General features: G+C 71.1%; 18 protein-coding genes. 12 read left to right on the plus strand and 6 right to left on the minus strand.

All coding sequences use genetic code 11. From position 1 onward, the window contains the following. Positions 1–21 precede the first annotated feature (21 nt). Positions 22–1,536 (minus strand): class I adenylate-forming enzyme family protein, encoded by a 1,515-nt coding sequence (locus L1Z78_RS26950; protein ID WP_234639389.1) that lies wholly within the window; start codon positions 1,534–1,536, stop codon positions 22–24. 45 nt (positions 1,537–1,581) lie between these two features. After that, positions 1,582–2,583 (minus strand): Bug family tripartite tricarboxylate transporter substrate binding protein, encoded by a 1,002-nt coding sequence (locus L1Z78_RS26955; RefSeq protein ID WP_239384183.1) that lies wholly within the window; start codon positions 2,581–2,583, stop codon positions 1,582–1,584. 97 nt (positions 2,584–2,680) lie between these two features. On the opposite strand from L1Z78_RS26955, the gene L1Z78_RS26960 reads away from it, so the two are divergent. From L1Z78_RS26960 to L1Z78_RS26980, 5 genes are all read left to right on the plus strand, one after another. Beyond that, on the plus strand, positions 2,681–3,487 hold the full coding sequence (locus L1Z78_RS26960) for an IclR family transcriptional regulator (protein ID WP_234642275.1): 807 nt from the start codon (positions 2,681–2,683) through the stop codon (positions 3,485–3,487). 57 nt (positions 3,488–3,544) lie between these two features. Further along, a complete protein-coding gene (locus tag L1Z78_RS26965) occupies positions 3,545–4,507 on the plus strand; it encodes a LysR substrate-binding domain-containing protein (RefSeq protein ID WP_234639390.1) in 963 nt (320 codons plus the stop codon). An 87-nt stretch (positions 4,508–4,594) separates the two neighbouring features. After that, the gene (tcuA, locus tag L1Z78_RS26970) at positions 4,595–6,019 is read left to right on the plus strand and encodes an FAD-dependent tricarballylate dehydrogenase TcuA (protein WP_234639391.1); all 1,425 of its coding nucleotides are present in this window, start codon (positions 4,595–4,597) and stop codon (positions 6,017–6,019) included. A gap of 3 nt (positions 6,020–6,022) precedes the next feature. Then, on the plus strand, positions 6,023–7,225 hold the full coding sequence (gene tcuB / locus L1Z78_RS26975) for a tricarballylate utilization 4Fe-4S protein TcuB (protein WP_234639392.1): 1,203 nt from the start codon (positions 6,023–6,025) through the stop codon (positions 7,223–7,225). A 66-nt stretch (positions 7,226–7,291) separates the two neighbouring features. After that, entirely contained in the window at positions 7,292–8,281 is a 990-nt protein-coding gene (locus L1Z78_RS26980) for a Bug family tripartite tricarboxylate transporter substrate binding protein (RefSeq protein ID WP_234642276.1), read from the plus strand. Positions 8,282–8,296: 15 nt separating this feature from the next. Here the strand turns inward: L1Z78_RS26980 and L1Z78_RS26985 are convergent, their stop codons facing one another. The 3 genes from L1Z78_RS26985 to L1Z78_RS26995 all read right to left on the minus strand — a co-directional run bounded on the left by L1Z78_RS26985 (position 8,297) and on the right by L1Z78_RS26995 (position 11,207). After that, positions 8,297–8,797: a carboxymuconolactone decarboxylase family protein gene (locus tag L1Z78_RS26985; protein ID WP_234639393.1), complete on the minus strand. Its 501-nt coding sequence runs from the start codon at positions 8,795–8,797 to the stop codon at positions 8,297–8,299. Between the two features lie 136 nt (positions 8,798–8,933). Further along, the gene (locus L1Z78_RS26990; protein ID WP_234639394.1) at positions 8,934–9,920 is read right to left on the minus strand and encodes a tripartite tricarboxylate transporter substrate binding protein BugE; all 987 of its coding nucleotides are present in this window, start codon (positions 9,918–9,920) and stop codon (positions 8,934–8,936) included. Between the two features lie 51 nt (positions 9,921–9,971). Beyond that, positions 9,972–11,207 carry an alpha-hydroxy acid oxidase gene (locus L1Z78_RS26995; protein ID WP_234639395.1) on the minus strand — a complete coding sequence of 412 codons (1,236 nt, stop codon included), beginning with the start codon at positions 11,205–11,207 and terminating at the stop codon, positions 9,972–9,974. Between the two features lie 111 nt (positions 11,208–11,318). Between L1Z78_RS26995 and L1Z78_RS27000 the strand changes: the two genes are divergently transcribed. Beyond that, positions 11,319–12,236: a LysR family transcriptional regulator gene (locus L1Z78_RS27000; protein WP_234639396.1), complete on the plus strand. Its 918-nt coding sequence runs from the start codon at positions 11,319–11,321 to the stop codon at positions 12,234–12,236. Between the two features lie 9 nt (positions 12,237–12,245). Here L1Z78_RS27000 and L1Z78_RS27005 read toward each other — a convergent pair whose 3' ends face one another. Continuing rightward, complete coding sequence (locus L1Z78_RS27005) at positions 12,246–13,268, minus strand: LacI family DNA-binding transcriptional regulator (protein ID WP_234639397.1); 1,023 nt, start codon at positions 13,266–13,268, stop codon at positions 12,246–12,248. A gap of 194 nt (positions 13,269–13,462) precedes the next feature. On the opposite strand from L1Z78_RS27005, the gene L1Z78_RS27010 reads away from it, so the two are divergent. The 6 genes from L1Z78_RS27010 to L1Z78_RS27035 are packed head-to-tail and all read left to right on the plus strand — an operon-like array spanning position 13,463 to position 19,563. Beyond that, positions 13,463–14,455 (plus strand): substrate-binding domain-containing protein, encoded by a 993-nt coding sequence (locus L1Z78_RS27010; protein WP_234639398.1) that lies wholly within the window; start codon positions 13,463–13,465, stop codon positions 14,453–14,455. 13 nt (positions 14,456–14,468) lie between these two features. Further along, entirely contained in the window at positions 14,469–15,968 is a 1,500-nt protein-coding gene (locus L1Z78_RS27015) for a sugar ABC transporter ATP-binding protein (RefSeq protein WP_234639399.1), read from the plus strand. Beyond that, positions 15,961–16,971 (plus strand): ABC transporter permease, encoded by a 1,011-nt coding sequence (locus L1Z78_RS27020; protein WP_234639400.1) that lies wholly within the window; start codon positions 15,961–15,963, stop codon positions 16,969–16,971. Before L1Z78_RS27015 ends, L1Z78_RS27020 begins: the two co-directional genes overlap by 8 nt. Further along, the gene (locus L1Z78_RS27025; protein WP_234639401.1) at positions 16,968–17,993 is read left to right on the plus strand and encodes an ABC transporter permease; all 1,026 of its coding nucleotides are present in this window, start codon (positions 16,968–16,970) and stop codon (positions 17,991–17,993) included. The genes L1Z78_RS27020 and L1Z78_RS27025 overlap by 4 nt, the downstream gene beginning before the upstream one ends. After that, a complete protein-coding gene (locus tag L1Z78_RS27030; RefSeq protein ID WP_234639402.1) occupies positions 17,990–18,850 on the plus strand; it encodes a sugar phosphate isomerase/epimerase family protein in 861 nt (286 codons plus the stop codon). Before L1Z78_RS27025 ends, L1Z78_RS27030 begins: the two co-directional genes overlap by 4 nt. Further along, the gene (locus L1Z78_RS27035) at positions 18,847–19,563 is read left to right on the plus strand and encodes a nucleoside/nucleotide kinase family protein (RefSeq protein ID WP_234639403.1); all 717 of its coding nucleotides are present in this window, start codon (positions 18,847–18,849) and stop codon (positions 19,561–19,563) included. The genes L1Z78_RS27030 and L1Z78_RS27035 overlap by 4 nt, the downstream gene beginning before the upstream one ends. The last annotated feature ends 16 nt before the right edge of the window (positions 19,564–19,579 follow it).

Consider the following 19,579-nt stretch of genomic DNA (forward strand, 5'->3'; position numbering starts at 1 on the left):
TCAGCGGTGGATCAGCGGTGATCAGCGGGGTGCCAGCGCGAGCTCGCGCACGGCCGTCTTGAGCAGCTTGCCCACGGGGGAGCGCGGCAGGCTGGCGTGAAAGTGGATGCGCTTGGGTGTCTGCACGGGGCCCAGGCGCTGGCGCACGAAGGCGATGAGCTCGGCCTCGTCCGGCCGCTGGTCCGGGCGCAGTTCGGTGCGCAGCTGGACGGCGGCCTGCACGGCCTCGCCCCAATGGTCGTCGGGGATGCCGAAGACTACGCACTCGTGCACGGCCGGGTGCTGGCCCAGGGCGTTTTCCACATCCACGGGATAGACGTTGAAGCCGCCCGTGATGACCAGATCCTTCAGGCGGTCCTTGAGGTGCAGGTAGCCCTGTGCATCGATCAGGCCCCGGTCCCCCGTGTGCAGCCAGCCGTCCACCAGGGTCTCGGCCGTCTTGCCGGGCAGGCGCCAGTAGCCGCTCATCAGCAGATCGCCGCGCGCCACGACCTCGCCCACCTCGCCCCGGGGCAGCAGGCAGCCATCGGGCGACATGATGGCCAGGTCGCTGAACCAGGTGGCCCGGCCCACGGAGGTCCACAGGCCTTCGTCCTCGAAGTCCTCGGGCCGCATGGCCGTGAGGATCTGCGGCGCCTCGGTCTGGCCATAGGTGGTGGCCAGCACGGGGCCGAAGAAGGCGCGCACCTGGCGGATTTTCTCGGGCGGCATGGCGGCGCCGCCGTAGATGAGGCGGCGCAGGCCGGGGAAGTCCGCACGGCTGGCGCCCGGCAGCGCCATCAGCATGTAGATCAGGGTGGGCGGCATGAAGCACACGGTGCCGCCGCGCCGGGCAAAGGCGTTGCGCACGGCCTGGGCACCCGCGCCGTCGAGCAGCACATGGCAGCCGCCCTGCGCGAGGATGGGCAGCAGATAGGTGGACGTGCCATGCGTGATGGGCGCGGCCATGACGTAGCGGTCATGCTCATCGAACCCCCAGGCCTGGATCTGGTTGGCGATGCCGGCCATCCAGGCGCGGCAAGGCTGCATCACGCCCTTGGGCAGGCCCGTGGTGCCGCCCGTGAACTTGATGGCCTGGATGGCATCGGCGGGCAGGTCGGGCACCGCAGGCAAAGCGCCGGTCTGCACCGCGCCGGTCTGCGCCTGCTCCAGCGCCTGCGTGCCTTCGCCCAGCACCACGTGGATGCCCGGCGCCCCTTGTACCAGCGCAGCGCCGCCGGCATCGCACAGCACGATGGAAGGCTCGGTGGCATCGATGATGCGGCGCACCTCGGACTGCGTGCTCTTGGGATTGAGCGGCACCCAGATCTTGCCGCTGGCCATCACCGCCAGCAGGGCGGCGATATGGTCTGCGCTGTTGCCCGCGCAGATGCCCACGCGGCTTTGCACGGCGGGCTCCAGCGCCTGCAGGCCGGCCGCCAGCGCAGCCACCTTGCGGGCCAGCGCGTCATAGCGGATGCAGCCGTCCGGTGCGTCGATGGCAATGCGCTGCGGCCAGCGTTCGGCCGCGCGCCAGAAAAAATCAATGGGTTGCATGGGGGTCGTCTCCTTGTGGTGCCGTTGTGTCGAACGGGTGTCGAATTACTGGGCCGTGGCGCCCGAGGCCTTGACCACCTCGCGCCAGCGCTTGATCTCCGACGCCGCAAAGCTGCGCATCTGCACCGGGGTGCCGGGCTCGGGCGTGGCGGCCATCTCGCCCAGGCGCTGGCGCAACTCGGGCGCGGCCAGGGCGGTGTTCAGCGCCAGGTTCAGGCGCTCGACCACGGCAGGCGGCGTGCCCGCAGGGGCAGCCAGCCCGAACCACGACTGCACGTCAAAGCCCGCATACCCCGACTCCGCCAGCGTGGGCACATCGGGCAGCAGGGCCGAGCGCCGGGCGCTGGTGATGGCGATCGCGCGCAGCTTGCCGGCCTGCACGTGGGGCAGGGCCGATGGCGCGTTGTCGAACATGGAATCCACCTGCCCGCCCAGCAGGTCGGTGATGGCCGGCGCGCTGCCCCGGTAGGGCACGTGCAGCATGCGCAGGCCCGAGAGCTGCCGGAACATCTCGCCCGACAGATGGATCGACGAGCCGCTGCCCGACGAGGCGAAGCTGATGCCCTGGGCACTCTGCCGGGCATGGCGCACATAGTCGGCCACGTTCTGTATGGGCAGGCGCGGGTTGACCACGAGGATGTTGGGAATCTTGGCGATCAGGCCGATGGGCTCGAAGTCCTTGACCGGGTCATAGCCAAGCCGCGGGTAGAGCGAGGCATTGATGGTGTTGGCAATGGTGTAGACATACAGCGTGTAGCCGTCCGCAGGCGCCCGCGCCACGGCCTCGGCGCCCACGTTGCTGTTGGCGCCCGTGCGGTTGTCCACCACCACGCTCTGGCCCAGTTGCTCGCCCATCCGGGCGGCCACCAGGCGTGCGATCACGTCGGTGGCGCCGCCGGCCGCATAGCCCACGACCAGCTTCACGGGGCGCGCAGGCCAGGGCGCGGGCTGCGCCAGCGCGGGCACGCCGCCGGTGGCCGCACAGGCCAGGGTGCAGGCCAGAAGGCGCCGGCGTGGAACCGCCATGCGCAGGTCGGGTGTCGTCATGTCTTGTCTCCAGGTGATCGTTGTGGCTGGCGCCATGCACTGCGGCACACTGCGCGGCCATGAGGTCTTGTTTGCATCGACCGAGAAATTCTTTCCCATGCCCTCGCGCCACACCAATCCAAACGTCCGGCCAGCGGACATTCCACAGCCCGCCGACGATGCGGGCAGCCGCACGCTGCACCGGGGCCTGCAGGTGCTGGACGCCGTGCTGGCCGCAGGGCGCGAGGGCCTGCGCGTGGTGGACCTGTGCCAGGCCACGCAGCTGGAGCGCGCCACGCTGTACCGGCTTTTGTCCACGCTGATGGACTGCGGCTATGTGGCACGCAGCGGGCGCTTTCGCTACGTGGCCGGACACCGGCTGGGGGCCATGGCCGGCGCCGCCGTCCTTCCCAACCTGGCCGTGCGCCTGCAGCCCGTGCTGGAGCGCGTGAGCGCGGGCTGCGGCGATGCGGCCTTTGCCATCGTGCGCGAAGGCGCGGCGTCGCACTGCATCGCCCGGCACGTGGGCACGCACCCGGTGCAGATCCTCGTGATCCAGGTGGGCACGCGCCAGCCGCTGGGCGTGGGCGCGGCGGGCCTGGCCTTGCTGGCGGCCCTGCCCGATGCCGAGGTGCAGGCCGCGATGGCGACCAACGCGCCCGTGCTGGCGCAGTACGGCGGCATGACGCCCGAGCGCATGGCCCTGCTGGTCAAGGCCACGCGCCAGCGCGGCTGGTCCGTCATCGGCAACCACGCCACGCGCGGCGTGCTGGCCGTGGGCATGGCGGTGCGCAACAGCGCGGGCGCACCCGTGGCCGCCGTCAGCGTGGCCTCCACGCTGGAGCGCATGCCCGGCGAGCGCCAGAAGCTGATTGCGCGCTCCATCGGCGACGCCCTGGCGGCCCTGCTGCCGGGCGGCCTCTGAAGCCCACGCCCCCGTCTGCACCGACAATCGCCGCTGCAACCACGAGCGCCCCACCCCATGGAACTGAGACAACTCCGCTATTTCGTACGCATCGTCGAGCTGGGCTCCATGAGCCGCGCCGCACTGGACCTGGACATGGTGCAGTCGGCGCTGAGCCAGCAGATCAGCCGGCTCGAAGGCGAGCTGTCCACGCGGCTGCTGCAGCGCACGCCGCGCGGCGTGGTGCCCACCGAGGCCGGCGTGGCGTTCTTTCGCGAGGCCCAACTCACGCTGCGCCATGCCGAGCAGGCAGTGCGCAGCGCGCAGCAGGCGCGGCTGTCGGGCTCGGTCAGCGTGGGCCTGGCGCCCACCACCGCGGCCATGCTGGGCCTGCCCATGATGCAGGCCATGCGCCAGCGCTATCCCGACGTGCGCCTGCACATGGTCGAAGGCATGTCCGGCCACCTGACCGACATGCTCAATGCGCGCGCCCTGGACATGGCCGTGCTGTTCGACGCGCGCCTGCATGGCGCCCAGGCCCGCGCTCCGGGGCGGCGCTGGCAGGTGCACCCGCTGATCGAGGAGGAGCTGTTCCTGATCCGCGCGCGCGGCCACCACCCCGAGCCGCTACCCCCACAGATGGCGCTGGCCGATCTGGCGGCCGAGCCGCTGATCCTTCCCACCGGCCTGCACGGCCTGCGCAGCACGCTGGACACGGCCTTCTCGCAGGCGCGCTTCGCGCCCAATCTGGTGCTGGAGGTGGACTCGCTGTCCATGGTCATGGCCGCCGTGGACGCGCGCCTGGGCAGCACGGTACAGCCCTGGGCCTCCATGGGGCGGTACGGCGATGCCGCCGAGCGCTTCGAGTGGTCGCGTATCACGGACAAAGATGCCCTGCGCACCAACCTGCTGTGCAGCCTGTCCGAGGACGAGCTGTCGCCCGCGGCCCTGGCCGCGCGCGTCGTGCTGATCGACTGCGTGCGCCAGCTGGTGCGGGGTGGCGCCTGGGCCGGAACCGCCCTCATCCATCACGAAGACTGATACCCCCATGCCGGCAGCCCCCTGCCCGCGGCGCGGCGTTCTTCCTACATTCGCAATCCCCACGATGGCGAATGCAAGGAGAACCCCATGGACACCGATGTCCTGGTCATAGGCGGAGGCAATGCCGCCCTGTGCGCAGCATTGATGGCGCGCGAGGCCGGCCGCAGCGTGCTGCTGCTGGAGTCCGCACCGCGCGCATGGCGCGGCGGCAATTCCGGCCACACACGCAACCTGCGCTGCATGCACGACGCGCCCCAGGACGTGCTGGTCGAGGCCTACCCCGAAGAGGAGTTCTGGCAGGACCTGCTCAAGGTCACGGGCGGCATCACCAACGAACACCTGGCGCGCATGGTGATCCGTGCCTCCTCCACCTGCCGTGGCTGGATGCGGCGCCACGGCGTGCACTTCCAGCCGCCGCTGTCGGGCGCGCTGCATGTGGCGCGCACCAATGCCTTCTTCATGGGCGGCGGCAAGGCCCTGGTCAACGCCTACTACCGCAGTGCCGAGCGGCTGGGCGTGCAGGTGCGCTACGACTCGCCCGTGGACCGCCTGGAGATCGAGGGCGGCGAGTTCAAGGCCGCCTGGGTGGGCGAACAGCGCATCACCGCAAAGACCTGCGTGCTGGCGGCGGGCGGCTTCGAGTCCAACCGCGAGTGGCTGCGCGAGGCCTGGGGGCAGAACGCACGCGGCGAGTGGCCGTCCGACAACTTCCTGATCCGCGGCACGGCCTTCAACCGGGGCGTGCTGCTGCGCCACCTGCTCGAAGACCATGGCGCCGACCGCATCGGCGACCCCACCCAGGCCCACATGGTGGCCATCGACGCGCGCGCGCCGCTGTACGACGGCGGCATCTGCACGCGCATCGACTGCGTCTCGCTGGGCGTGGTGGTCAACCGCGATGCCGAGCGCTTCTACGATGAGGGCGAGGACTTCTGGCCCAAGCGCTATGCGATCTGGGGCCGCCTGGTGGCCCAGCAGCCGGGCCAGACCGCCTGGTCCGTCATCGACGCCAAGGCCATAGGCCGCTTCATGCCGCCGGTCTTCCCGGGCGTGAAGGCGGACTCCCTGCCCGAGCTGGCGCGCAAGCTGGGCCTGGACGAGGAACGCTTCATGCAGACCCTGGATGCCTACAACGGCGCCTGCCGCGTCGGCAGCTTCGACCACACCGCCCTGGACGACTGCCATACCGAAGGCCTGGCGCCCGCCAAGACCCACTGGGCCCGCCCCATCGACACGGCGCCCTTCTACGGCTACCAGCTGCGCCCCGGCGTGACCTTCACCTACCTGGGCCTGGAAACCGACGACACGGCGGCCGTGCGCTTTGGCGGCCAGCCCAGCGCCAACCTGTTCGTGGCCGGCGAAATGATGGCCGGCAACGTGCTGGGCAAGGGGTATACGGCCGGCGTGGGCATGTCCATCGGCACGGCCTTCGGCCGCATCGCGGGCCGCAACGCGGCCCTGGCCGCCACAGGCCACCCGGCCGTGCGCGGCGCTGTCAAAGACGAGGCTTGAGAGATGCAAACCCTGAACGCTCTGGCCCAGGAGGCCCAGGCACTGGCCACCGGCAAGGTCATTCCCATCGTGCCTATCGCCACCGAGACAACGGCCGAAGGCGAAGTCGCGCGCGCCCTGCAGATCTGCAACGCCTGCCGCTACTGCGAAGGCTTTTGCGCGGTGTTCCCGGCCATGACGCGCCGCCTGGAATTCGGCAAGGCCGACGTGCACTACCTGGCCAACCTGTGCCACAACTGCGGCGCCTGCCTGCATGCCTGCCAGTACGCACCGCCACACGAGTTCGCCATCAATATCCCGAAGGCCATGGCCGAGGTGCGCGGCCAGACCTATGCCGACTACGCCTGGCCGCCCGCCCTGGGGCGCCTGTACCGGAGGAACGGCCTCACGCTGTCGCTGGCCCTGGCCGCCGGCCTGTCGCTGTTCCTGGTGCTGGCCGTGGCGCTGCAAGGCGGCCTGGGTCGCCTGTGGGGCGACAACCTGGGCGGCAATTTCTACCACCTGTTCCCGCACAACCTGCTGGTGGGCCTGTTCGCGCCCGTGTTCCTGTTCGTGGTGTTCGCGCTGGGCATGGGCGTGCGCCGCTTCTGGAAGGACGTCAAGCCCGCCACCAGCGGCGTGGACGTGGGCACGCCGGCCGCCGCCGAGGCCGCGCACGACGTGCTGCGCCTCAAATACCTGGACGGCGGCCACGGCGAGGGCTGCCACAACGAGGACGATGCCTACACCCTGAAGCGCCGGCGCTTCCACCACCTGACCTTCTACGGCTTCCTGCTGTGCTTTGCCGCCACTTCGCTGGCCACGGTCTACCACTACGTCTTCGGCTGGGCCGCGCCCTATGACTTCCCCAGCCTGCCCAAGCTGCTGGGCGCCGTGGGCGGCACCAGCCTGATGCTGGGCACGGCGGGCCTGTGGCATCTGAACCGGCGCCGCCACCCGCTGCACGGCGACGCGCGCCAAAAGCCCATGGACCTGGGCTTCATCGCCCTGCTGTTCCTGGTCGCCGCCAGCGGCATGGCGCTGTGGCTGGGCCGCAGCACGCCGGCCCTGGCCCTGCTGCTGTGCCTGCACCTGGGTGCCGTGATCGCGCTGTTCGCCACCCTGCCCTACGGCAAGTTCGCGCACGGCGTGTTCCGCACGGCCTCGCTGCTGCGCCACAACACCGAAAAGCGCCAGCCCAGCCCCATCGGCCTGGGAGCGGACTAGAGCGTGCGCCAAAGCGCCCCTGCACCCGCCTGCCTCGATTCCATCCCTACACCGGAGACACCCATGATGAACAAGCGACAGAACAAGCGCGCTTTCCTGCGCGCCACCACCGTGGCAGCCGCGCTGCTGGCCCTGGGCACCAGTGCGCAGGCGCAGGACTTCCCCCCGAAAAAACCCGTGACCCTGGTGGTGGGCTTCGCGGCCGGCGGGGCCGCCGACGCGGCCGCGCGCCTGATCGCCAAGAAGCTGGGCGAGAACATCGGCCAGAGCGTGGTGGTGGAGAACAAGGGGGGCGCGGGCGGCAACATCGCCCACCAGCAGGTGGCCAATGCGGTGGCCGACGGCTCGGTGCTGCTGTTCGGCTCGGTGGGCCCGCTGACCATCGCGCCCCACCTGATGAAGCTGCCCTATGACCCGTTCAAGGACCTGGCGCCCATCTCGGGCGGCGTGAACTTCCCCAACGTGCTGGTGGTGCACAAGGGCGCGGGCGTGAAGACGCTGGCCGAGTTCGTGGCCAAGGCCAGGAAGAACCCGGGCACGGTGGACTACGCCTCGACGGGCGCGGGCTCCGCATCGCACCTGGCCGGCGAGCTGTTCAACCAGCGCGCCGGCATCGACATGGTCCACGTGCCCTACAAGGGCGGCGCGCCGGCGCTGCAGGACCTGCTGGGCGAGCGCGTGACCAGCTACTTCGCGGCGCCGCCCACGGCCCTGCCCCACATCGAGGCCGGCAAGCTGATCCCGCTGGCCACCACGGGCCTCAAGCGCCCGGCGTACATGCCCGACATCCCCACGGTGGCCGAAGCCGGCTATCCCGGCTTCGAGGCGCTCAACTGGTATGCCTTCGTGGCACCGGGCAAGACCCCCAAGCCGATGCTGGACCGCTGGAACACCGAGATCGTCAAGGTACTCAACGACCCTGGCGTCAAGGAGGCGCTGAACAAGCACGGCCTCACGCCCCAGCCCACCACGCGCGCCGAGTTCGCGGCCTTCATGAAGAAGGAGTACGAGCAATGGGGCAGGCTGGTGAAGGAGCGCAAGCTCTCGGCGGAGTGAGCGGCTTGCGGGCGTTCAGGTCTTGACGGGCTTGCGCGCCACGGGGGCGGCAAAGCCCGCGCACAGGCGGTTCCAGACGTTGATGCTGCCGATCGCATAGGTCAGCTCCACCATTTCGCGCTCGCTGAAATGCGGGCGCAGGGCCTCGAAGTCCTGCTGCTCGGGGTGGGCCTGGCTCAGGCGCGTGCAGCGCTCGGCCCAGTTCAGGGCGGCGCGCTCGCGGCCGTCGTAGAAATCCGCCTCGGGCCAGGTGACGAGGCTGTGGATGCGCTGCAGGTCCTCGCCCTGGGACAGCAGCTCGCGCACATGCATGTCCACGCAGAAGGCGCAGCCGTTGATCTGCGAGACACGCAGGAACACCAGCTCCAGCAGCCCCAGCCCCAGACTGGACTGGCGCAGCATGGCGTTGATGCCGGCCTGGGCCTGGTACAGCTCGGGGGCCAGGGCCTGGAAATTCAGGCGCGGCTTGGGCGCGGCGAGGGGGCGGGCGGTGGACGTGGCGCTGGAGGCGTTCATGGAAATCACTCCTTGAGGGATGTAGCAGCCGGCCGGAATGGCTGGCCCATACCCTCTAGACGCGCCAGGTGGGCCGCCTGTGACAGCGGTGGCAAAAAAAAATCGCCACCCCGCCCAGGCACCCCGTGCAGGCCCCTCAGTCCGCGACGATGCGCCGCTCCGTGGCGATCTTGCGATACAGGGCGTTCTCGGCCGCGATCTCGCGCGCGAACTCCTCGGGGCGGTTGCCGATCACGCGCGAACCCGTGTCCTCGATCTGGCGGCGCACCTCGGGGCTGGCCAGCGCGCGCTGGGCGGCCGCATGCAGGCGCGCGACGATCTCGGGCGGCAGGCCCTTGGGCCCGTAGATGCCGTAGAAGGCGCTGCGGTTGACGGGCTCCAGCCCCAGCTCCTTGAAGGTGGGCACCTGGGGCAGCTGGGCCAGGCGCTCGGGCGCGGCCACCGCCAGCGCAGTGAGCCGGCCGGCCTTGATGAAGGGCAGAGCCGAGGGCAGGTTGTCGAAGACGATGGGCACCTGGCCGGCCACCGCGTCATTGAGCGCCGGGCCCGAACCCCGGTAGGGCACATGCGTGAGCGTCAGCCCCGAGCGGCTGGACATCAGTTCCATCAGCATGTGGCCGATGGAGCCGGTGCCCGCCGTGCCGTAGGCATGCTTGCCAGGGTTCTTCCTCACCTCGTCCACGAAGGCCGCAAAGCTCTGCGCCTTGAAGCCCGGATGCACGGCCAGCACATTGGGCGTGGCCGCGATGTTGGTGATGGGCGTGAAATCGGTCAGCGGGTTGTAGGGCAGCCGCGCATTGATGGCCGGATTGGTGGCCGTGGTGGACACGGTGGCCACGCCCAGGGTGTAGCCATCGGGCTGGGCGCGCGCGGCCTCGTGCGCACCGATGGCGCCGCCGCCGCCGCCCTTGTTGTCCACCACCAGCGGCTGGCCCAGGGCCTCGGCCATGCGGGGGGCGATCGCCCGGGCCACGATATCGGTGGTGCCACCGGCAGCGAAGGGCACGATCAGGCGCACGGGGCGGGCAGGGTAGGTGCCGGCATCGGCCGCCATGGCGCATGGCGCGGCGCCTGCGGCCAGCAGCAGGGCGCACAGGCTGCGGCGTGAAGTGAAGTGGTTCATGGGATGTCTCCTGGGAATGGCTGTGTTTTGAACGGACGGTGGAGGTTTCTGTCAGGCCGATGCGCGGCGCACGATGTGCGAGCGGTCCAGCGCACCGCAGGAGGAGGCGCCCAGCATGGCCAGGTTGCGGTCCACCTCGTCGCGCAGCAGGCCGATGGCATGCAGCACGCCGGCCTCGCCACCCACGGCGGCGGCATAGTTGAAGGGCCGGCCCACCAGCACCATGCGCGCGCCCAGCGCCACGGCCTTGAGCACATCGGAGCCGCGCCTGAAGCCCCCGTCGATCAGCACGGGATAGTCCGGGCCCAGGGCCGCCACCACGTCCTCAAGAATGCGCATGGCCGACACCGCGCCGTCGAGCTGGCGCCCGCCATGGTTGGACAGCACGATGCCGTCGGCCCCCACGCGCCGGGCCTGCAGCGCATCCTCCACGCTGAGCACGCCCTTGATGACCAGCGGCCCCTTCCAGCGGCGGCGGATGGCCTCGATATGGCGCCAGCTCAGGTGGTCGCGTGCCGAGAAATCGCGCAGCACGCTGGAGGACACGATGGGCGCGCCGCGCGTGGCGAAGGAGTTCTCGAAATGCGGCATGCCGTGGCGCAGCAGCGTGCGCAGGAAGGTGCCCGCCACCCAGCGCGGCCGCACCATGCCGTCCCAGGCCAGGCGCAGCCCGGGCTTGAGCGGGGTGGAAAAGCCGGTGCGGATGTTGTTCTCGCGGTTGGCCGAGATGGGGATGTCCACCGTCACCACCAGGGTGCGGAAACCCGCGCGCTCCACGCGGTCGATCAGGGCATCGATGCGCGCCTGGTCGCCGGGGATATAGGCCTGGAACCAGGTGGCCGGGCTCTCGCGCGCCACCTCCTCCATGGGGATCAGCGAGGTGCCGCTCATCACCGACACGATGCCCGCGCGCTGGGCCGCGCGCGCCAGCACCAGGTCGCCCCGGTAGGTGGACAGCGCATTGATGCCCATGGGCGCGATGCCGAAGGGGCTGCTGTAGCGCCCGCCGAACAGCTCCACGGCCTGGGAGCGCTGCGACACATCGGCCAGCACGCGCGTGGTGAAGCCCCATTCGCCGAACACCTCGCGGTTGTCGCGCAGCGAGGCGTTGTCCTCGGCCGCCCCGGCGATGTAGCCGAAGATGGGCCGGGGCAGGCGGCGGCGCGCGGCCTCCTCGAAATCATGCAGCGACAGCATGCGGCGCAGCACGGCCGGGGCGCGCGGCGCTGGCAGGGCGGATGCCGAAGGCGTGGAGGCAGAGGAAGAGGAGGAAGCGATGGCGGCCATGGAGCGGACCTCGGAATGTTCAGGAACCGGCGCCACTGTAGGCCGCGCATCCATTGAATGAAAGTGGATTATTTAGAATGCACTTGTTCGCTTTTTGCCAATGACAAGCCCATGTCCCCACCCTCGGTCAAGCAGCTCGAAGCCTTCTGGTGGGCCGCCACCTGCAGCAACTTCGCCACGGCCGCGCAGCGCGTGCACCTGTCCGTGTCCTCGCTGTCCAAGCGCATCACGGAACTGGAATCCGCGCTGGGCCAGCCGCTGTTCGACCGCAGCGGCCACCGCGCCGTGCTCACCGAGGCCGGCCAGCGCCTGCTGCCTGCCGCGCTGGAGGTGCTCAACGCCATGGCCGCGCTGGGCCAGGCCCTGGACACGCGCGAGGCCCTGGCCGGGCATTGCCGCTTCGGCGTGGGCGACCTGTCGGCGCTGACCTGGCTGCCGGCCTTCGTGGCCGCCGCGCGCCAGGCCCATCCGCAGCTGGTGCTGGAGCCCTGTGTGGACGTGGGCGGCGTGCTGGAGCAGCGCCTGGACGCCGGGGAGCTGGACTTCGCCGTCATCGCGGGCCGCTCCTCGCGCAGCAGCCTGCTGTCCCATCCCGTGGGCGCCGCCCGCTTCGCATGGACTGCCGCGCCGCACCTGCAGGGTGTGGGACGCCTGGGCGTGGCGGCGCTGCTGCAGCGCCATGCACTGATCACCCTGCCGCCACAGGCCGGCACCACCCGCCTTCTGGACGACTGGCTGCTCGCACAGCGCGCCACGGTGCGCGAACGCATCCTGTGCAACAGCTGGGGCGCCGTGGCCGGCATGCTGCGCGCCGGCCTGGGCGTGGGCTTCCTGCCCACCGGCTGGATCGCGGCGCTGGGCCTGCGCGCCATCGGCGGCACCACGGCCCGCTCGGCCCTGGCCCCCCTGCACTACGCCTTCCAGTGGCGGCGCGGCGATGCGCGCGCGCTGATCCCGGCCATGCAGCGGCTGGCGCAGGCGCAGGTGGATTTCAGGGTGATGCCGGGGGTGGTGGGGGTCAGGGCCTGAAAGGCTGCATCAGGTAGAAGCTCCGGCCACCACCAGCTGCGGCCGCACCTGCACCACCTGCCCGGCGCGCAGGCCTTCTCCATCGATGGCACGAAAGGCCTCGGCCATCAGGCCCTCGACGTTCTGGCGGACCATGTGCACGGGAAAGCGCAGGCATTCGGCGTAGGGATCCCAGTCGTAGCTGCCGAAGGCGCATTGCGCCAGCTGCGCATCGGGCAGCTCGCGCAGGAAGCGGATGGCGCCCTGCAGCGTGATGCCCGATGCGAACAGCAGGGCGCGCGGCAGGCCGCCCAGGCGCTCATGGAGCGCGGCCATGGCCTGCCGGGCCGCTTCAGGCTCGTAGCCGCAGCAGACGATGTGCTCCTGCGGTACGGGTTGGAGCGGGGCCAGGGCCTCGCTGAAGCCCGCGATGCGCTGTTCGGTCGCGTATTCCTTGCGGATGCCGCCCAGGAAGCAGACGGCATCGCTGCGCGCGCCTGCACCCTCGGCGGCCCGCGCCAGCAGCAAGCGCGTGAGTTCGGCCGCGCCCCAGCGGTTGTCGCTGGTGACGGAGGGCGCCTTCCTGCCGGGCAGGTCGACGTTGACATGGCGCACGCCGGCCTGGCGGCATTCGGCGCTGATGGCATCGGGCCGGGTGGCACCCGTGACGATGAGGTGCTCCACGCGAAAGGCGATCAGCGAGCGCACCGTCTCCACCTCCAGCGCACCGTCGCGCAGCGTGCTGACCACCAGCGGGCACAGGCCGCGCTCGTGGGCCTGGCGCTCGAAGGCCTGGGACAGCGCGCCGAAGAAGCGGTCCTCGTGCGTGGGAATCACCATGCCGATCAGCCCCGAGCGCTGGCGGCGCAGCCCGCTGGCCTGGCGGTTCACGGCAAAGCTGTGTTCCTGCGCCAGCGCCAGCACGCGCTGCGCCGTCTCCGCACGGATGCGCCGCGCCTGCCAGCTGCCGTTGAGGATGGCGCTGACCGTGGAGGCCGAGGTGCCGGCCAGTTCGGCCAGGTCGTAGATGGTGGAGGTGCGGGGGCGGTTCACGGTGCTCTGCAAGGGGTCGGCGGTGCCGGCGCCGGTGCCGGCGCATCTGGCGGCCATCGTAGCCGCTGGCGCCGCCTCGCAGGCCGTCCGCAGCGGCGGTTGTGCCCTCGCCCGGGAAATCCCGCATCGGCAATCGAAGTGCTCATGTCTATAGTTTGCGCAATCGATTGTGCAAACCATGAGGGAGGGATACCATGACCCAGGGTTGGAGCAGATTCGGCGCCCGTGCGCTGGGGGCCTGCATGCTGGCTGCGCTGGCCTGCATCGCCAGCGCGCAGGATGTGACCGTGGTGGCCAAGGTCGGCGGCATTCCCTGGTTCAACGCCATGGAGACGGGCATTCTCAAGGCCGGCCGCGAGCTGGGCGTCGAAAGCGGCATGGTCGGCCCCACCGAGGCCGATGCGGCCCAGCAGGTGCGTGCGGTCGAGGACCTGATCGCGCGCCGCAGCAAGGTCATCGCCGTCGTGCCCAACGATGCCAGGGCGCTGGAGCCCGTGTTCCGGCGCGCACGCAGCGCCGGCATCAAGGTGCTCACCCACGAATCGCCGGACCAGAAGGGCGCCGACTGGAACATCGAGCTGAGTTCCATCGAAGGCTTCGGCGAGCGCCACATGGACAGCCTGGGCAAGGCCATGGGCGGCGAAGGCCGCTACGCCGTCTTCGTGGGCTCGCTGACCGTGCCGCTGCACAATGCCTGGGCCGATGCCGCCATCGCCCACCAGAAGCGGCATTTCCCGAAGATGCAACTGGTGTCCGAGCGATTCGGCGTGGCCGAAAGCCTGGACGACTCCTACCGCACGGCCCAGGACCTGATGCGCGCCCATCCCGACCTCAAGGGCTTTCTGGCCTTCGGCAGCCAGGGCCCCATCGGCGCGGGCCGCGCGGTGGCCGATGCGCGCAAGGCCGAGCGGGTCGCGGTCGTGGGCTCCTTCTCTCCGGGCCAGGGCGCGAAGCTGGTGCGCGACGGCGTCATCCGCGAGGGCTTCATCTGGAACCCCGCGCTGGCCGGCGAGGTCATCGTGCACGTGGGCAAGATGCTGATCGACGGCCGCGAGCCCGTGGACGGCATGGAGATACCGGGCCTGGGCAGGGTGCAGGTGGACAAGGCGCGCCGCAACATCCAGGGCCAGAAGCTGGAGGCCATCAACCGGCAGACCATAGACCGGCTGGTCGGCCTGGGCCTGTGAGCCGGGCGCTGCCATGGATGCCACCCCAACGGCGCTGGTCCGCATGCAGGCGGTCACCGTGCGCTTCGGCGATGCCACGGCCCTGCATGCGCTGGACTGGGACGTGATGCCCGGCGAGGTCCATTGCCTGATGGGCCACAACGGCAGCGGCAAGAGCACGGCCATCAAGGTGCTCAGCGGCGTGCATGCGCCGCAGCCTGGCGCCTGCATCGAGATCGCCGGCCGCCGCGTGCAGCGGCTGACGCCCGCCAGCGCCAAGGCGCTGGGCGTCCAGGTGATCTACCAGGACCTGGCCCTGTTTCCCAACCTGGCTGTCGCCGAGAACATCGCCTTCGACCAGGCCATGGGCCGCTGGTGGGCGCCCGTGCGCCGCAGGCGCCAGCGCGAGGCCGCCCAGGCCGTGATGCAGCGCCTGGGCATCGCGCTGCCGCTGGATGCGCCGGTGGGCGGACTGCCCATCGCCAGCCGCCAGCTCGTAGCCATCTGCCGGGGCATCGCGGCGCGCGCCCGGCTGCTGGTCATGGACGAGCCCACGGCCTCGCTCACGCGCGCCGAGGTCGATGCGCTGCTGGCCGTGGTGCGGCGGCTCCAGGCCGAGGGCATCGCCATCGTCTTCGTGAGCCACAAGCTGGACGAAGTGATGGAGATCGCCAACCGCGTCACCGTGCTGCGCGATGGCCGCAAGCTCGGCACCTGGCCTGCGGCACAGCTGAACGCCCGACGCCTGGCCACGCTGATGACCGGGCAGGAGCCGGACGACAGCGTGCATGCACGCGACCTGTCCGCCGCGCCCGCGCTGCTGCAGGTGCGCGGCCTGGGCCGGGACGGCGACTACGAGGACGTGGGCTTCGACGTGCGCGAGGGCGAGATCCTGGGCCTGACCGGGCTGCTGGGCGCCGGCCGCACCGAGCTGGCCCTGGGCCTGTTCGGCATGCGCCGGCCCGACCGCGGCAGCATCCGCCTGGGCGGCGAGACGCTGGTCCTGCGCAGCAACCGCGACGCCATGGCGGCCGGCATCGCCTATGTGCCCGAGGACCGCCAGTCCATCGGCCTGGACATGCGCCAGTCCGTGCAGGACAACCTGGTGCTGGCCGTGCTGCCCCGCCTGTCCGGCCCGCTGGGCTGGCTGCCCGCGCGCCGCCGCGCGGCCACGGCGGCCGAATGGCGCGACCGCCTGCACATGCGCCTGCCCGCCCTGGATGCGCCCGTGCACCAGCTGTCGGGCGGCAATGCCCAGCGCGTGGTGCTGGCCCGGTGGCTGGCGACCGCGCCGCGCCTGCTCATCCTCGACTCGCCCACCGTGGGCGTGGACATCGGCAACCGCCAGGGCATCTTCGGGATCGTGCATGGGCTGGCGGCCCGGGGCGTGGCGGTGATCGTGATCTCGGACGAGGTGGCCGAGGTCTTCGCCCACTGCGACCGCGTGCTGCACATGCGCGGCGGGCGCATCGCGGGCGAGTTCGTGCCGGGCCGGCATGGCGTGGCCGAGATCGAGGAGGCCGTCCATGGCTGAACCGGTCCGCGCGCTGCTCCATGGCCACGCGGCCCGGCTGGCCATGGCCATCGCCGCCATGGCCCTGCTGTTCGGCGCCGTGGCGCCGGGCTTCTGGACGCTGGGCAACTGGCTGGACGTGGCCGAGGGCGCCTCGGTCACCGCCATCCTCGCCGTGGGCCTGCTGGTGGTGCTGGTGGCGGGCGGCATCGACATCTCGTTCGCCGCCACCGCCACGGTGGCCCAGTACCTGGCGGCGCACGCCGCCACGCGGCTGGGCTGGCCCGCCGCGGCCAGCATCGCGCTGGGACTGGCGACCGGCATGGCGCTGGGCGGGTTCAACGCGCTGCTGGTGCACCGGCTGCGCGCCACCTCCATCATCATCACCATCTCCACGCTGAACCTGTACTTCGCGCTGCTGATGCACGCCACGGGAGGACGGTCGATCTATGACCTGCCCGGCTGGTGGAGCAACGCCCGGGTGCTGGTGCAGCTCGCGGGCCCGGACGGCGGGCCCGGGGCCCGCCTGACCCTGCCCATCGCCGTGGCCGCAGCGGCCGCCCTGGTGACGGCGCTGATGCTGGGCCACAGCGCGCTGGGACGGCGGCTGCATGCCTTCGGCGGCAACCCCGAGGCCGCGCACCGCATGGGCATCGGCCTGGGCGCCATGCAGGCCGTGGCCTATGGCTGGATGGGGCTGATGGCGGCGGTCGCCGGCCTGGTGCAGGCGCACCGTGTCGGCGAATCGGTGCCCAACGCCATGGTCGGCATGGAATTGTTCGTGCTGGCGGCCACCGTGCTGGGCGGCGCCAGCCTGTTCGGCGGCACGGGCAGCGTGGGCGGCGTGCTGCTGGGCGTGCTGCTGCTGGCCGTGCTGCGCAACGGGCTGAACCTGATGGGCGTGTCGCCGTACTTCTTCCAGGTGCTGCTGGGTGCCGTGGTGCTGGCCAGCGCGGCCGCGACAGGATGGCGGCGCCAGCAGCGGCGCGGTGGCGCCATGCCGCTGGCAAGGGGCGCGCGATGACCCGCGCCGGCACAGCCCCGCTGGGCCTGATCGTGCTGCTGGCGCTGCTGTGCGCCGTGTTCACGCTGCTGCTGCCCGGGCGCTTCGCCACCCTGGGCACGCTGCAATCGGTGCTGCTGCAGGTGCCCGAGCTGGGCCTGCTGGCGCTGGCACAGATGCTGCCGCTGGTCAGCGGCGGCATCAACCTGGCCGTGGTCGCCAGCGCCAACATGGCGGGCCTGGCCATGGCCTGGGTGCTGGTGGGCGGGCTGTCGGCGCTGGGCCCGGACCTGTCGGGCCATGAGGGCCTGCTGATCGCCGCCGCGCTCGCCACGGGCGCGCTGGCCAGCCTGCTCGTGGGCCTGGCCAGCGGCTGGCTGGTGGCGCGCGTGCATGCCCATCCCATCCTCGTCACGCTGGGCACCATGTCGCTGATCAACGGCCTGTGCGTGTGGCTCACGCGCGGCAAGCCCATCGCAGGATTCCCCGAGGCCTTCCTGGCCCTGGGGTCGGCGCAGTGGCTGGGCCTTCCGCTGCCGTTCTGGATCTTCGCCGCCACGAGCCTGGCCGTGGGCCTGCTGCTGGGCAGCACGCGCCACGGGCTGGCCATCCGCATGGTGGGCTCCAATGCCGAGGCCGCGCGCCATGCGGGCATCGATACGCGCCGCGTGCTGATCGGCGTCTACACCCTGTCCACGCTGCTGTGCTGGGTCGCGGCGCTGCTGATGATGGCGCGCTTCAACTCGGCCAGCGCCGGCTATGCCCAGTCCTACCTGCTGGTCACCGTGCTCGCGGCCATCCTCGGCGGCACCGATCCCATGGGCGGCTTCGGCAGGGTCTCGGGGCTGTTCGTCGCCCTGCTCGTCCTGCAGGTCCTGTCCAGCGGGGTGAACCTGCTGGGCGCCAATGCCCAGCTCACGCAGGCGCTGTGGGGCGCGACCATGATCGCCGCCGTGGCCGCCCGCCACCTGCTGGCACGCTGGCGCGGCCGCACCAGACCCGCGCCCCTGGCCTCTTCCCAGCCCGAACCGGAGACTTCATGAACCCCCTCGGCATCCACGCGCTCGTCTGGGCCGGCGACCTGTCGCCGCAATCCACCCGCCATGTGATCGCCAGCACCCGCCAGGCCGGCTACGACCTGGTGGAGCTGTCCCTGCATGGGCCCCGGCTCATGGACCTGGCGCTGACGCGCGACCTGCTGCAGGAGCATGGTCTGGGCGTGGGCTGCTCGCGCGGCCTGACCTTCGAGGCCGACGTCTCCAGCGAAGATCCCGCCGTGGTCGCGCGCGGCATCGCCCTGCTGCAAGAGGGCATCGACATCACCGCACGCATCGGCGGGCACTACTTCGGCGGCATCCTCTACGGCGCCATGGCCAAGTACGGCCACCCCTGCACGCCGCAGGGCCGGCGCAACGCCGTCGAGGCCCTGCGGCGCGTGGCCGGCTTCGCGGGCGAGCGCGGCGTGACACTGGGCCTGGAGGTGGTCAACCGCTATGAAAGCAATCTGCTGAACACGGCCGCGCAGGCGCTGGAATTCATCGACGACGCGGGCCAGCCCAATGTGTGCGTGCACCTGGACACCTACCACATGAACATCGAGGAGGCCGACCTCGCCGCGCCCGTGCTGGCCTGCGGCGGACGGCTGGGCTATGTGCACATCGGCGAGAACCACCGCGGCTACCTGGGCGCGGGCCACATCGATTTCCCGCAGTTCTTCGGCGCGCTCGCGCGCATCGGCTACCAGGGGCCCGTGACCTTCGAGAGCTTCTCGTCGGCCATCGTCAACGAACAACTGTCCAACGCGCTGGGCATCTGGCGCAACCTCTGGGACGATGGCATGGACCTGGCCGTGCATGCGCATGGCTTCATGGCCGACGCATTGCGCAAGGCACGCGCATGACAGCCGCCCTGCCGGCGCAGGCCCTGGCGCGCGCGCTTGCCATGGCACGGTCGGGCGGCCGCCGCCTGCTGGGCCTGGCGGGCCCGCCCGGCGCGGGCAAGAGCACGGCCTGCGCGGCCCTGGTCCAGGCGCTGGGCCCGCTGGCGGTGGCCGTGCCCATGGATGGCTTCCATCTCGCGCAGGCCGAACTGGAGCGACTGGGCCGCGCCGACCGCAAGGGCGCGCCCGACACCTTCGACGCGGCCGGCTACGTGGCCCTGCTGCGCCGCCTGCGCATGCCCGTGGCGGGCGAGACGGTGTATGCCCCCGCATTCCGGCGCTCCCTCGAGGAGCCCTTGGCGGGCGCCATCGCCATCGCACCCGAGGTGCCCCTGGTCATCACCGAAGGCAACTACCTGCTGATGGCGGAACGCGACGCGCCCGGCACGCACTGGCCTGCGGTGCGCGCGCTGCTGGACGAGGCCTGGTACGTGGACCTGGACGACGGACTGCGCGTCGAACGCCTGCTGCGCCGCCATGAAGCCCATGGCCGCAGCCCGGCGGCCGCACGCGACTGGGTGGCGCAGGTGGACGGGCCCAACGCGCGCCGGATCGCGGCCACGCGGGGGCGGGCAGACTGGGTGTTGGATTTGAAGCCCAAGCCCTTGTCTCCCTCTGCGAAGGCGCCGCCAATACACCATGGCGCGCAGCAGCGCGATATCAGGGATGCGTAAGATGGCTCAGTAACAC

The organism is Delftia tsuruhatensis, from assembly GCF_903815225.1.
GTDB lineage: Bacteria > Pseudomonadota > Gammaproteobacteria > Burkholderiales > Burkholderiaceae_C > Comamonas > Comamonas tsuruhatensis_A.